The following is a 13631-nucleotide window of genomic DNA, read 5'->3' as shown; positions in this document are numbered from 1 at the left end:
AATTTCCACCCTCCGACCCCAGATAACGCGCCATGATTTCTCAATCCCCTGACATGAAAACCGGGCCAGAGGGCCCGGTTCGCGCGCCATCCGCGGTTCCGATCGACGACGCCGTGCTGCCCTATGAAGTCGACACGCTCGACGTGCGCGGGCGGCTCGTCCGGCTCGGTCCTGCGCTCGACGAGATCCTGACCAAGCACGATTATCCCGCGCCCGTGGGCAAGCTGCTCGGCGAGGCCATCGTACTGACGACGCTGCTCGGCTCGGCGCTGAAATTCGAGGGCCGCTTCATCCTCCAGGCCCAAACCGACGGTCCGGTGTCGTTCCTGGTCGTGGACTACAACGCGCCGGATCGCTTGCGCGCCTATGCGCGGTTCGATGCCGCGCGCCTTGGCGAGGCCAAGGATTCCGGCATGCACTCCGGCACGCTGCTCGGCCACGGCCATCTCGCCATGACCATCGACCAGGGTCCCGACATGAGCCGCTACCAGGGCCTGGTCGCGCTCGACGGCGGCAGCCTGGAAGACGCCGCCCACGAGTATTTCCTGCGCTCCGAGCAGATCCCGACGCGCGTGCGCCTCGCGGTCGGCGAGGAGTGGCGCTCGAGCGACGGCGGCAAGCATCGCTGGCGCGCGGGCGGCATGCTGATGCAATTCCTGCCGAAGGCGCCGGAGCGCGCGCGGCAGGCCGATCTACATCCCGGCGATGCGCCGGAGGGCGTTGAAGTTCACAGCGTCGCTGAAGACGATGCCTGGGTCGAAGCGCGTTCGTTGATCGAAACCGTCGAGGACGTCGAGCTGATCGATCCCGATCTCTCCGGCGAACGGCTGCTCTACCGCCTCTTCCACGAGCGCGGCGTGCGCGTGTTCAATCCGCTTGTTCTGAAAGCGCAATGCTCCTGCTCGCGCGACGCGGTCGCCGCGATGTTGAAGAGCTTCTCGCCGGACGACCGCACCGCCATGGTCAAGGACGACAAGGTCGTCGTGACCTGCGAGTTCTGTAGCTCGGTGTACGAGTTCACGCCGGACGAGGCAGGCGTGGAAGGCGCGTAAACGCTCCATTCTTCGTCATTGCGAGCGCAGCGAAGCAATCCAGAAATCTTTCCACGGCGGCAGTCTGGATTGCTTCGCTGCGCTCGCAATGACGTGGGGAGGCAGCTGTGCTCTGCACCAGCCCCTAGTTCAACACCCGCTTGTTGTCCGGGCTGTCCAGCGAAAACGTCGGCACGTCGATCTCGAAGCGTTCGCCGCTTTCGCTGACCATCTGGTAGCGGCCGGTCATGAAGCCGGAGGCGGTCGATAAGGGCACGCCGGAGGTGTATTCGAAGCGCTCGCCGGGGGCCAAGGTCGGCTGCTCGCCGACCACGCCTTCGCCCTTGGTCTCCTGCTGCCGGCCGGTGGCGTCGGTGACGATCCAGTGCCGCGTCTTGAGCTGCACGGTCTCGTCGCCGGAGTTGGTGATGACGATGGTGTAGGACCAGAAATAGCGCGAGCGGTCGGGCGACGACTGCTCCGGAACAAAATTCGGCTCGACGGTCACTTCGATCTGGCGGGTCACGGCGCGGTACATGATTGCCATCATAACGAAATCCTGGCCGGGAACCAAATGCTTGAGCCCGCTTGCGGGACATCGTGCCGCCAGAATTGACAGGGAAGTACTCCCAGATGTGATCCGGCGGCTTTGCGAGGCGGCGACCGGACCGGTACACTCCTCATACGTCGCGATTTGCGGAAGGGTTTTTGGGCCCCGATGACCATTGCCGACCAAGTGACGGGATCGACGATCGCGGGAACCGCGGGTACCAAGCCTGCGGAAGCCAAACCCGTGGGTGCGAAGCCGCGCGTCGCCGCGCCGGCCATCACGCTGCCCGCCATCGGCGAGCGCGAGCTCAGGCTCGACCTGTTCCGCGGCCTGGCGCTGTGGCTGATCTTCATCGACCATCTGCCGCCGAATTGGCTGACCTGGTTCACGATCCGCAATTACGGCTTCAGCGACGCCACCGAGATCTTCATCTTTATCTCCGGCTACACCGCCGCCTTCGTCTATGGCCGCGCGATGCTGGAAAACGGCTTCCTCATCGCCACCGCGCGCATCCTGCGGCGGGTCTGGCAGATCTATGTCGCCCACGTCTTCCTGTTCACGATCTTCCTCGCCGAGATCTCCTACGTCGCAACCAGCTTCGAGAACCCCCTCTACACCGAAGAGATGGGGATCATGGACTTCCTCAAGCAGCCCGACGTCACCATCGTGCAGGCGCTGTTGTTGCGCTTCCGCCCCGTCAACATGGACGTGCTGCCGCTGTATATCGTGCTCATGCTGGCGCTGCCCCTGATCCTGTGGTCGATGAAGTGGAAGCCTGACGTCACGCTCGCGATATCGACCGTACTCTACGCGGCGACCTGGGAGTTCGACCTTTACTTCTCGGCCTATCCGAACGGATTCTGGGCGTTCAATCCTTTGGCCTGGCAATTGCTTTTCGTGTTCGGTGCATGGTGTGCGCTCGGAGGTGCGCGACGCATGTCGCGCATTCTGGCTTCGCCCGTGACGATGTGGATCTCGATCGCTTATATCGTCGCCGCGTTCTACGTAACGCTGACCTGGTACGTGCCGCAGCTCTCGCAGTTCATGCCGAAGCGGCTCGAACAATGGATGTATCCGATCGACAAGACCGACCTCGACGTGCTGCGCTTCACGCATTTCCTGGCGCTGGCTGCGCTCACCGTGCGCTTCCTGCCACGGGAGTGGCCGGGCCTGAAATCGCCGTGGTTGCGGCCGCTGATCCTGTGCGGCCAGCATTCGCTGGAGATCTTCTGCCTCGGTGTCTTCCTGGCCTTTGCGGGCCATTTCATCCTGGCCGAGGTCTCCGGCGGCCCAGCCATGCATGCGCTGATCAGTCTCTCCGGAATCCTGATCATGTGGGCGATGGCATGGGTGATTTCGTGGTACAAGCGCGTAGCTGACAAGAGCGGTGCGAAACCCAAAATCGCCGTCGGCAACGCCGATATGGCGGGAGGGGGCTGATGAAGGCGAAGGTTCTCCTGAGCCTGATCCTGTTGTGCGGTGGCCTCGCCGCGCCACCGGCGCGCGCGGGCGACGCCGTGCCTGCCGCCCCCGCAGCCTGCGAATTGCCGTCCTATCTGCTCACCACCGAAAGCCAGCTCCACAAGGTCGCCGATACCGTCAAGGCCGGCAAACCGCTCGAGATCCTGGTGATCGGCAGCCGCTCGACGACCATTCCATCGTCGGAAGACAGCTCCTATCCGGCGCGGATGCAGGCCATTTTGAAGGACAAGCTGTCGTCGTCGGAGGCGGTGCACGTCTCCGTAGAAATACAGAGCAAGAAGACGGCGGAAGAAGCCGCCTCCACCTTCGTTAAGCTGATGGAAGCAAAAACGCCTACTTTGGTTATCTGGCAGACCGGGACCGTGGATGCTATCCGCTCCATCGATCCCGACGATTTCCGCGGCGCCGTGACCGAAGGGGTCGCTGCGTTGCAAAATGCAGGAGCTGACGTCGTCTTGATGAATTTACAGTACAGCCCGCGTACTGAAACCATGATCTCGGCGCCGCCTTATCTCGACAATATGCGGGTGGTGGCGCAGGAGCATGATGTCCCGCTGTTCGACCGTTTCGCGATGATGCGGCAATGGAATGATCAGGGTCAGTTCGACCTGTTCAGCCCCTCCCGCGGCCCTGAACTCGCGAAACAGGTCCATGATTGCATCGGCCGGGCGTTGGCACAGTTCGTGATCGACGCTGCCCATCTGGGGCCGGCCGAGCAGCAAAATTGAGGTCTAGCGTAAATGAGTTCTCTCCGCCCTTTTGGCCTGTCGACATGGCTGGCCGCGCCCGCAGCGGCGGCGCTGCTGATGCTGACGCCTGTGTTGCGGGCACCTGCTCACGCGCAAGCAGCCGAAGCGACGCCCGCTCCGCAGGCGGCTAATCCCGCGCCGGCATCACCGTCCCAGACCACCGTCGCCGCGACCAGCCAGCCGGCCACCGAGCAGCGCGGCCTGACCTCGCGCGCCATCGACAAGGTGAAGCAGGTGGCGAAATCCGCCGGCGACATCTTCAGCCGCGTGCCCTGTTTGGCGCCGAAGGGCGGCTCGAAGACAATGGGCTCGCTGCCGCACGTTGCGACCAAGCTCATTGCCGGCCAGCCCGTCGTCATCGTCGCGTTCGGCTCGTCGTCGACGGCAGGCTATGGCGCGAGCTCACCCGACTTCAACTATCCGAACCGTCTCGCTGCGCAGCTGCGCCGGCAATATCCGACCGCGAACATCACTGTCATCAACGCCGGCGTCGGCGGCGAGGACGCGCCCGAGATGATCAAGCGCCTCCAGACGGAGGTGATCGACGTGCATCCGGATCTCGTGATCTGGCAGGTCGGCACCAATGCCGTACTGCGCAATCTCGATCCCGGCGACACTGCCAAGATGGTCGAGGATGGCGTCGCCCGCATCCAGGCTGGCGGCGGCGGCGCCGACGTCGTGCTGGTCGATCCGCAATATTCGCCGCAGGTGACCCAGCGCGCCGACAGCGCGAACAAGATGGTGAAGCTGCTCGGCAAGGTCGCCGCGCTTCGTCACGTCGGCATCTTCCCGCGCTTCGAGGTGATGCGCGACTGGCACGAGAAGCAGGCTCTCCCGGTCGAGAGTTTCGTCATCGCCGACGGCCTGCACATGAACGATTGGGGCTACGCCTGCTTCGCCCAGCTCCTCGGCGACGACATCATCCACTCCGTCGGCCAGATCAAGCTCGGCGTGAATGTGCCCGCGGATGTACGGACGTATCGGCCGATGTAGGATCGATGCCGTAGGGTGGGTTAGGCGAAGCCGTAACCCACCATGCTTCAGCGAATGCGGAACGAAGTTGGTGGGTTACGCCCAGCGGTTTGCGCTTCGCGCAATCCGCGGGGCTAACCCACCCTACAATTCCACCCTTACGCCTTCTCCAGCGCCGCCGTCAGATCCTCGATCAGATCATCCACATGCTCGAGCCCAGCCGAGAAGCGGATGAACCCCTCGCTGATGCCGAGCGCGGCGCGATCCTCCGGCTTCAGCCGCTGATGCGTCGTGGTGGCCGGATGCGTGACGAGGCTCTTGGCGTCGCCGAGATTGTTGGAGATCTTCGCGAGCTTGAGCTCGTTGAGCACGCGGAACGCGCCCTGCTTGCCGCCCTTGACCTCGAAGCCGACCAGCGTCGAGCCGCCGCGCATCTGCTTTTTCACCAGCGCGGCCTGCGGATGATCGGCGCGGCCGGGATAGACCAGCCGCGAAATCTTCGGATGGCTGGCCAGCACGTCGGCGATGCGCGCCGCGGTATCGGTCTGCGCACGCACGCGCACGCCGAGCGTCTCCAGGCCCTTGAGCAGGACCCAGGCGTTGAACGGCGAGATCGACGGTCCGGTCTGGCGCATGAAATTGTGGATGTGCTCGGCGATAAAGGCTTCGGAGGACAGGATGATGCCGCCGAGGCAGCGGCCCTGGCCGTCGATGTGCTTGGTCGCGGAGTAGACGACGACGTCGGCGCCGAGCGCCAGCGGGCTCTGCCAGATCGGGGTTGCGAACACATTGTCGACGACGAGCCGCGCGCCGCTGCCGTGTGCGATCTCGGCAATGCCAGGAATGTCGAGCACGTCGAGCGTCGGATTGGTCGGGCTCTCCAGGAAGAACGTCTTGGTGTTCGGCCTCACGGCACGCTGCCACTGGTCGAGATCGGCTCCGTCGACCAGCGTGGTCTCGATGCCATAGCGGGGAAGCAGATCCTGAATGACGTAGAGGCACGAGCCGAACAGCGCCCGCGACGCGACGACATGATCGCCGGCTTTCAGCGGCGCCAGGATGGCCGTGGTCACGGCAGCCATGCCGGTTGCTGCCGAGCGGGCGGCTTCGGCGCCTTCGAGCTCGATCATGCGGCGCTCGAACATCGCGATCGTCGGGTTCGAGTAGCGTGAATAGATGAAGCCGGGGTCCTCGCCCTTGAACCGCGCCTCGCACTCCTCGGCGCTGTTGTAGACATAGCCCTGGGTCAGGAACAGCGCTTCCGACGTCTCGCCATATTGCGAGCGCAGGGTGCCGGAATGGACCAGGCGGGTTTCGGGACGGTAGTGCGTGGTGGACGCCGCGGACTTCGACATAGGATCTCCTCTGCGTGACCATCGAAAATGGTCACAAAAAAACCGGCCTGGATATATCCACGGGCCGGGATCACAGAGGTCCCCGGCCTGTTTAGCGACTTATTTAACGTGGCTGCAAGCCGGCCGGCTCAAATCACCACGGGATAAGTGATGCTCATATTCCGCAATGGCCTTTCCGTCAAGGCGTCCATCGGATAGCCGTAAAAGGCTGGTATTTCCCGCATGTCCGGATGTATTTGACCCCTGACGAGGACCCCGGTTGAGTTTCACGCTTGCCGCCGACGCCAATGGTATCCTGCCCGACCGCATGATCGCGGCGATGGCGAAGGCAGGCCTCATCCTGCCCGCATACGATTTCGTCGAAAGCCAGATCCAGCCGGCGAGCCTCGATCTGCGCCTCGGCGACATCGCCTATCGCGTCCGCGCGAGCTTCCTGCCCGGCCCCGGCGCGACCGTCGCCGAGCGCATCGACCAGTTGAAGCTGCATGAGTTCAGTCTCGCCGACGGCGCAGTGCTGGAGACCAACTGCGTCTACATCGTGCCGCTGCTGGAAAGTCTCGCGCTGCCGCCGGAGATCGTCGCGGCGGCGAACCCGAAGAGCTCCACCGGTCGGCTCGACGTCTTCACCCGCGTGATCGCCGACGGCACCCGCCGCTTCGACATGATCGGCGCCGGCTATCACGGCCCGCTCTATGCCGAGATCAGCCCGAAGACGTTTCCGGTGTTGGTGCGCGAGGGCTCGCGTCTCTCCCAAGTGCGCTTCCGCACTGGCGACGCCATCCTCAATGCCGACGAGCTCGATGCGCTGCATGCGTCCGAGCGTCTCGTGGATATCGACGATGCCGATCTCGCAGGCGGCGTCGCCGTCTCCGTCGATCTCTCCGGCGAGAAGGCCTCAGGCTTCGTCGGCTACCGCGCCAAGCGCCACACTGGTGTCGTCGATGTCGATCGCCGCTCCGGCTACTCCGTCGAAGAGTTCTGGGAGCCGATCTCGGCGCGCCCCGACGGCAGCCTGATCCTCGATCCCGGCGAGTTTTATATCCTTGCCTCGAAAGAGGCTGTGCAGGTGCCGCCCGATTATGCCGCGGAGATGGTGCCGTTCGATCCGCTCGTCGGCGAATTCCGCGTGCACTATGCCGGCTTCTTCGATCCCGGCTTCGGCTATGCCGGCGCCGGCGGGCTAGGATCGCGCGCCGTGCTGGAAGTGCGCTCGCGCGAAGTGCCGTTCATTCTCGAGCACGGCCAGATCGTCGGCCGCCTCGTCTACGAAAAGATGCTGGCGCGCCCCGACGCCATGTACGGCCAGCGCATCGGCTCGAACTATCAGGCGCAGGGATTGAAGCTGAGCAAGCATTTCCGGGTAATTCCGTAGCGCGGATTGCGCTTCGCGAAATCCGGGACTCTGTCGCTTGTGGCAACAAACCCGGATTACGCTGCGCTCCATCCGGGCTACTGTTGAGATCGCGTCCCGTTGCGTCGCTCCATCCGCGATGACACACTCGCGCAAGACAACAAGTCGGGAGCGAACATGACCGCCGCAGCTGACTCCGCACAAGATGCCCAATGGAAGCGCTGGCGCGCGGTCGCCGATCTCTATCACGCCTACTTCACGGGTCTCATCCTCACCGTGGTCACCCGCCGCGGCACGGCCGATGCGGCCGAATTCGTCTTCCGCGTGTTTCGTCGCCAGCAGCAGGAGCGCTTCCTACCCGGGCTCGAAAAGCTGGGCCTCGCTCATCTGCCGCCTGCGGTGGCGGCTGCGCAATATCATTATCTCTCCAACTGGATCGGCGGCGTGCATGTCGAATACATGTACGAGAGCGACCGCAAAGCCTGGATCCGCTATCCACCGCCGCGCTGGATCTGGAAGGGCACCGCGATCTGCGGCGTGCCGGGCGAGGTCTCGCGCGCGATGCTGCGCGGCTGGCACGCCAACAACGGCGCAGCACTCGGTGATACCAGGCTCGGCTTCGTTTGCACCAAACAGAGCGTCGATGGCCAGGACGGGCTCGAGGGCTATTATCACCAATACGACCAACCGCTCGAGCTCGACCAGCGCCTGGTGTTCGCGCGGCATCTCGAAGCCCCTACGTTCGATGCCAAGACCGCGCCGGCCCTGCCGGTCTCAAGCTGGCCGAAGTCGCGGCTCGAAAAAGCCTATCGCAACTACGCGATGGAATATGTTCGAACCGCCGCGCCCGTGATGGTGCAGCTGTTCGGCCCGGAGGACGCCAGTTATCTCCTGCACCTCACCGGCAAGCTGATTGGCATGCAATATTTCGACGAGGTCGGGGCGGCGCTGTCAGCGACGCGCGGTGGTCCGAGCGAGTTCGCATCCTTCCTCACCGCGCTGTTCGCCGCGCAAGACGATGCGGCCGAGATCGCTCAATCCGAAGGCACGTTCGAAATCCGCCAGCAGAGCTGGAAATTGATGGATGACGTCGCCGACTATCACCGCGCCTGCGCCAAGGTGCTGGAGGGATTGTTCGAGGGACTGGCCGCCGGTTGCGGCCGGCACATTGGCGTGCACCTCCGTCCGACGGTCGGCGGTCGCGCGCCGCTGGTCTGGACCATCGCGTAATTCCACCCGCTGAAATGCGCTGCCGCAGGGCACGCCTGCGCCCGGCGCAGGAGGAATCGGCAATTGCCGTGCTAACAAGCTTTTCGCGCGCCCTTTGCGCGAACAAATTTATTGGCACACCTACGCATTGCCGCGCCGCAAACGGCGCTTGTGCCCGGGAGAGGAAATGTCCGACATCGCCGAAATCCCGGTCGATGAACAAGAGCGTCCGCTGCCGCCGCCTCCGCGCCCCGTGCGGAGTGCGCTGACCGACGGGCCGATCCTGCGTACGTTGCTCGGGCTCGCTTGGCCCAACGTGGTCGCGCTCTCGGCCGGCACCTGCGTGGTGATCGCGGAGACCTCCTATATCGGACGCCTCGGCGTGGAAGCGCTGGCCGCGATGGCACTGGTGTTTCCGACGGTGATCCTGACCATGACCATGTCGGGCGGCGCCATGGGTGGTGCCGTGGCTTCGGCCATCGCACGCGCGCTCGGCGCCGGTGATCGCGAGCGCGCCGGTACGCTGGCCGCGCATGCGCTGCTGATCGGCATCACCTTCGGCCTCGTCTTCATGCTGGGCATGCTGATCTTCGGGCCCAGGGTGCTCGAGATCCTCGGCGGCCGCGGTGATGTGCTAGCGCATGCGATCGCCTACACGCAGGTGTTTTTCGGCGGTGCGGTGCTACCCTGGCTGCTCAACACCATGGCCGGCGTCCTGCGCGGCACCGGCAACATGAAGCTGCCGTCGCTGTTGATTCTCAACTCCGCGGTTTGGCAGATTGTACTCGGCGGCACGTTGGGCCTCGGGCTCGGACCGATGCCGCAGCTCGGCATGCGCGGCGTCGCCGCCGGCGCACTGATCGCCTATTCCATGAACATCTGCGTGATGGGCTGGTATCTGTTCTCCGGCCGCGCGCGGGTCGTTCCAAAATTGCGCGGGCTTCGCATTCAGTGGGCGATGTTCTTCGACATCCTCAAGGTCGGCGCCATCGCCTGCTTCTCGCCGCTGCAATCGGTGCTGACGATCTCGATCTTCACCCACATGCTGGCGAAGTTCGGCACCGCAATCCTCGCCGGCTACGGCATCGGCGCGCGGCTGGAATTTTTGCTGACCTCGATCGCGTTCTCGTTCGGCATCGCGTCGGTGCCGATGATCGGCATGGCGGTCGGCGCCGGCCGCATCGCGCGCGCCCGGCGCATCGCCTGGATCGCGGGTGCGACTGCCTTCGTCGCCGTCGGCGCGCCGGCGTGCCTCGTCGCGCTGTTCCCCGATCTCTGGGTCGACATCTTCACCGACAGCGCGACGGTGCGCGCGACCAGCCATCAATATCTGTCGACGGTTGCGCCGTTCTACGCCTTCATCGGCCTCGCCTCGACGATGTACTTCTCGTCGCAAGGCGCGGCCAAGGTAATCGGCCCGGTGCTGGCGCAGACCGCGCGACTGGTCTACATCGCGACCGCCGGCTGGTGGCTGTCGACGCACGACGCCACCGCGCAAAACTTCTTCTGGCTTGCCGCGAGCTCGATGATTGTGCTCGGCCTGCTGTCATGCTCCAGCGTGGTGCTGACCCGCTGGGGGCCGCGTGAGACGACGCCGGCTGTTCGACCGGTGCTGTCAGTCGTCGACTAGCGATGCCGGTGGCGGCGATGGCCGCCACCGCCGCCGACATTGGCGAGCCGCATCAATTGCGGGATCATCGCCATCATGTCGCCGCCGCCTGAGCTGCCGAGCATGCCCATGATGTCGCCGCTGCCCGTCGGCATGTAGCCGCCTCCACCCATCGGCGCGTAGCCGCCGTAATTGGGCGCACCGAACCCGCCGCCGTGATTGCCGCCGGCGAGGCCGCCAAGGCCTCCCATGCCGCCGCCGTCATTTTCCATCATGCGGCTCATCATCGGGCCCATGGTCTGCATCATCATGGCGAAGCGGCGCTTACCCATCTTCGCCTTCATCATTTCCAGCATCGGCGCCATCTGGGTCATCATATCCTCGCCGCCAGCACCTCCGCCGCCGCCGAGGAACTGCGCCTTCGCCGGCGTGCTCGCGACCGAAAACAGCAGCAGCACGGCGGCTGCCTGGCAGATCACCTTGTCCGCACCTCTCATGGCAATGCTCCTCGCGTGCGTGGCGTCGCCGGGAGAGCGAGGCCAACCGGACGCACGCAGCCATGGTTACGGTCAAGGAGAGGAGCGCTCTGTGAGAAAGATCACGCAAGCGCGGGGAACGCCCTGTGCATGGCGGCTACGGCTTCGCCGGTCTGCCCTTGGACATAGGGAGCAAGCTCGTTCGGCAGCATGTCGATGATCCAGACCAGGCGGCACCTCGCCTCGCCGTCGGCAATCACCTGCACCGAAGCGCTGTAGTGCGTCAGCCGTTCGCTGTTGATCGCATAGACCAGCCGCTGCCGCGCCTCGTCGCAATCGACCAGCACCTCGCGCGCCACCGAGCCATTGGCGAAGGTGACGATGCGTGCATCGCCGTCGAGCGCGCAGGCCGTGACGAAGCCCGGCACCAGCCGCTGATGCAGCGCGCCGAAATCGCGCACCGCATCCCAGACGTCAAGGGCCGAGGCGGGGAGGGGGATGTCGTTGTGGATGGAGGCCATAGGAAGAGGTGTCCTTGATTTTCGTGGTTGCCAAGCGCACCGTCATTGCCAGCGCGGGCTCCTCGCAATGACGGTGTCCGCGGCCAACGCTCACGCGCAAACCGCCTCGACATTGTTGCCGTCAGGATCGATCAGGAACGCCGCATAATAGGTCGGGCTGTAATCCTTGCGCGGTCCGGCGCCGCCGTTGTCGTTGCCACCGCTCTTCAGGCCCTCGCTGTGAAATGCCTTCACCGCGTCATGGTCCTTGGCGCGAAACGCGATATGCGCGCCGTCGGCCTTGCGGCCCTTGTTCAGATGCAGCCAGAGCCCCGGCTCGCCCTTCGGCCCGAAGCCGGCATAGCCGTCGCCGCTCGAGCACAGGACATAGCCGAGCGGCGCCAGCACCGCAGTATAGAAACGCGTGGCGGCGTCGAGGTCGGCAACGCGCAGTCCGATATGGTCATACATGGTCGTCTCCATTGCAAAGCGCGCCGCGGATGGCGCGCGTCGGAGACGACTCTAGTCAGTTGAGGGCGTACCGCTCTTGGAGAATCTTGCGCTCACCCTTTGAAGCCTGCCGGAACTTCGTCGGCGGCATGCCGGCGGCGCGGTGGAAGGTGCGGACGAAATTGGAGAGGTCGCCGAAACCGACGTCATAGGCGATGTCGGTGATCGCGATATCGTCCTCGGTGAGCAGGCGCGCCGCGTGCCGCAGCCGCGAGCGCACCAGATATTGATGCGGGGTGACGCCGAGCACGTTGGAAAACAGCCGCAGGAAATGGAACGGGCTCAGATCCGCCAGGCGAGCGGCCTGTTCCAGATCGATCTCGGCATGTGAGTTGTCGTCGATCCACAGCGCGGCCTCGACCGCGCGGCGGCGGTCGCGCGCGGTCGAGGCCGCGGGCTTGCGCGGCTTGCCCGAGACCATCTCGATGAAGCGGCTCGCCAGAATCTGGCCGACCTCGTCGAGGCCGAGATCGCTGTTGCCATCTGCCGCCGTCTGGGCGAGCTCGCCCAGCACCATCAGCTCGGACAGCGGCGGCGTTGCGCCGACCCGCCAGACCTCGCGCCGCCCGCCGAGCGCGTCGACCAGGTCCTCGCTGAAGAAGAACGACAGGCAGACGTCGCCGCAGACATGCTCATGCGTGCAGGTGTATTCGTCGCCGGGGGCGCCGACCAGCAGCGAGCCCGCCACCAGCTCGAAGAAGCCGGCGCGACAATGGCAGCCGAAGCTTCCCGACCGGACATAGGCGATGGAATGGCCGGTGCGGCATTCGGCAAACGGCTTGTCGCCCGGTCCCGCGTCGCAGCGAAACTCGGAGACTGTCATCGCGTGTGACGTCAGCAGCGTGGTTGCATCCATTCCACCTATCTAGGCATGATCCGGAGAAGTGTGTAGCGGTTCTCCGAAAAGATCATGCCCAAAAATAAACCCAAGGCGCAATCCTGTTGCGCCTTAATGGGATCGCGGCGGGGCAACGGGCAGCAGCACCTCGAACAGCGTCTTGCTGGCGATGGGATGGGCGCCCTCGAGCGACAACAGCCGCCGCTTCGAGATCACTCCGCCGTAGGGCGAGATCCGGTCGGCATAGCTGCCGGCCTCCAGCACCCGGTGGCAGGGCACGATGATCATGTAGGGATTTCTGGCGATCGCCTGCGCCACCGAATGCGCGGCACCGGAGGCACCCAGCGCCTTCGCGATCTCGTGATAGGTGCGCGTCTCTCCGCGCGGGATGGTGCAGGCATATTCGTAGACCCGCCGGTTGAAGGCGGGCACGTCGCCGGCGTCGAGGCTGACGTCGGAAAAATCGGGATCGCTGCCCTGCAGCAAGGCCACGATACCCTCGATCGCAAGCTCGGCATTAAGCGGAGCCTGCTGCTCGCGCGCCTCGGGATGGACCGCAAAGATCCGGCGGCGGGTGTCGATCTCGCGCGCCTCCGGCAATTGCACGGCGACCACGCCGGTGCCGCTCCAGATGATGCCGCAGCGCCCTATGGCCGTGTCGAATGTCGTGTAAGCACGCCCCACCATGCACACGCCCCACTCAGTGCACGCATCTCCCCAGACACGAGATCATACCACCGCCACAATCCGGCGCACCCAAAATCTTGCCAGGACGTTAACAACCGGCCGGCCGGGCGCGCCAAATCGCTTGGCGCGCGGCGCCGTCTCGGCTAATCAGGACGGGCGTGAGGCACGCGCATCCGCGGGCGTAGTTCAATGGTAGAACGGCAGCTTCCCAAGCTGCATACGAGGGTTCGATTCCCTTCGCCCGCTCCAAGCTTCCCAATTGCATGTTCGTTTGATCCGACCGCGCAAGCGGTCGCTCGCGCTGAAAAAGAT

At 64.7% G+C, this 13631-nt stretch carries 14 protein-coding genes, 1 tRNA gene and 1 riboswitch; of the genes, 8 read left to right on the top strand and 7 right to left on the bottom strand.

The window, feature by feature from the left end:
- Positions 1 to 32 precede the first annotated feature (32 nt).
- On the top strand, positions 33 to 1052 hold the full coding sequence (locus JJE66_RS08420; protein ID WP_200513768.1) for an Hsp33 family molecular chaperone: 1020 nt from the start codon (positions 33 to 35) through the stop codon (positions 1050 to 1052).
- A gap of 124 nt (positions 1053 to 1176) precedes the next feature.
- On the opposite strand, the gene apaG is transcribed toward JJE66_RS08420, so the two are convergent.
- Positions 1177 to 1581, bottom strand: coding sequence for a Co2+/Mg2+ efflux protein ApaG (gene apaG / locus JJE66_RS08415; protein WP_246756136.1), 405 nt, complete (start codon positions 1579 to 1581; stop codon positions 1177 to 1179).
- 168 nt (positions 1582 to 1749) lie between these two features.
- Here apaG and JJE66_RS08410 point away from each other — a divergent pair, with 168 nt between their 5' ends.
- Genes JJE66_RS08410 through JJE66_RS08400 form a run of 3 tightly spaced genes read left to right on the top strand, consistent with a single transcriptional unit; the run spans position 1750 to position 4805 of the window.
- On the top strand, positions 1750 to 3021 hold the full coding sequence (locus tag JJE66_RS08410) for an OpgC domain-containing protein (protein ID WP_200513767.1): 1272 nt from the start codon (positions 1750 to 1752) through the stop codon (positions 3019 to 3021).
- A complete protein-coding gene (locus JJE66_RS08405) occupies positions 3021 to 3791 on the top strand; it encodes an SGNH/GDSL hydrolase family protein (RefSeq protein WP_200513766.1) in 771 nt (256 codons plus the stop codon). Before JJE66_RS08410 ends, JJE66_RS08405 begins: the two co-directional genes overlap by 1 nt.
- Positions 3792 to 3803: 12 nt before the next feature.
- Positions 3804 to 4805 carry an SGNH/GDSL hydrolase family protein gene (locus JJE66_RS08400; protein ID WP_200513765.1) on the top strand — a complete coding sequence of 334 codons (1002 nt, stop codon included), beginning with the start codon at positions 3804 to 3806 and terminating at the stop codon, positions 4803 to 4805.
- 137 nt (positions 4806 to 4942) lie between these two features.
- Here JJE66_RS08400 and JJE66_RS08395 read toward each other — a convergent pair whose 3' ends face one another.
- Positions 4943 to 6139 (bottom strand): O-succinylhomoserine sulfhydrylase, encoded by a 1197-nt coding sequence (locus JJE66_RS08395; RefSeq protein WP_200513764.1) that lies wholly within the window; start codon positions 6137 to 6139, stop codon positions 4943 to 4945.
- Positions 6140 to 6209: 70 nt separating this feature from the next.
- Positions 6210 to 6289: riboswitch (SAM riboswitch) on the bottom strand.
- 109 nt (positions 6290 to 6398) lie between these two features.
- Here JJE66_RS08395 and JJE66_RS08390 point away from each other — a divergent pair.
- The 3 genes from JJE66_RS08390 (at position 6399) to JJE66_RS08380 (ending at position 10329) form a co-directional block, all read left to right on the top strand.
- Positions 6399 to 7511: a 2'-deoxycytidine 5'-triphosphate deaminase gene (locus JJE66_RS08390; RefSeq protein ID WP_200513763.1), complete on the top strand. Its 1113-nt coding sequence runs from the start codon at positions 6399 to 6401 to the stop codon at positions 7509 to 7511.
- Positions 7512 to 7667: 156 nt separating this feature from the next.
- A complete protein-coding gene (locus JJE66_RS08385) occupies positions 7668 to 8720 on the top strand; it encodes a hypothetical protein (RefSeq protein ID WP_200513762.1) in 1053 nt (350 codons plus the stop codon).
- Positions 8721 to 8886: 166 nt separating this feature from the next.
- The gene (locus tag JJE66_RS08380) at positions 8887 to 10329 is read left to right on the top strand and encodes an MATE family efflux transporter (RefSeq protein WP_200513761.1); all 1443 of its coding nucleotides are present in this window, start codon (positions 8887 to 8889) and stop codon (positions 10327 to 10329) included.
- On the opposite strand, the gene JJE66_RS08375 is transcribed toward JJE66_RS08380, so the two are convergent.
- From JJE66_RS08375 to JJE66_RS08355, 5 genes are all read right to left on the bottom strand, one after another.
- Positions 10326 to 10805: a hypothetical protein gene (locus JJE66_RS08375; protein ID WP_200513760.1), complete on the bottom strand. Its 480-nt coding sequence runs from the start codon at positions 10803 to 10805 to the stop codon at positions 10326 to 10328. The two genes, JJE66_RS08380 and JJE66_RS08375, sit on opposite strands and share 4 nt — an antisense overlap.
- A 101-nt stretch (positions 10806 to 10906) precedes the next feature.
- A complete protein-coding gene (locus tag JJE66_RS08370; protein ID WP_200513759.1) occupies positions 10907 to 11305 on the bottom strand; it encodes an SRPBCC family protein in 399 nt (132 codons plus the stop codon).
- 90 nt (positions 11306 to 11395) lie between these two features.
- Complete coding sequence (locus JJE66_RS08365) at positions 11396 to 11755, bottom strand: VOC family protein (protein ID WP_200513758.1); 360 nt, start codon at positions 11753 to 11755, stop codon at positions 11396 to 11398.
- A 55-nt stretch (positions 11756 to 11810) separates the two neighbouring features.
- On the bottom strand, positions 11811 to 12650 hold the full coding sequence (locus JJE66_RS08360) for a helix-turn-helix transcriptional regulator (RefSeq protein ID WP_200513757.1): 840 nt from the start codon (positions 12648 to 12650) through the stop codon (positions 11811 to 11813).
- 93 nt (positions 12651 to 12743) lie between these two features.
- Entirely contained in the window at positions 12744 to 13319 is a 576-nt protein-coding gene (locus tag JJE66_RS08355) for a methylated-DNA--[protein]-cysteine S-methyltransferase (RefSeq protein WP_200513756.1), read from the bottom strand.
- 175 nt (positions 13320 to 13494) lie between these two features.
- Here JJE66_RS08355 and JJE66_RS08350 point away from each other — a divergent pair.
- A tRNA-Gly gene (locus tag JJE66_RS08350) sits at positions 13495 to 13568 on the top strand.
- The last annotated feature ends 63 nt before the right edge of the window (positions 13569 to 13631 follow it).

Origin of the sequence: Bradyrhizobium diazoefficiens, assembly GCF_016612535.1 — a bacterium.
Classification (GTDB): domain Bacteria; phylum Pseudomonadota; class Alphaproteobacteria; order Rhizobiales; family Xanthobacteraceae; genus Bradyrhizobium; species Bradyrhizobium diazoefficiens_C.
Note: the sequence above shows the minus strand (reverse complement) of the source record. Positions and strands in the feature narration are given on the sequence as shown.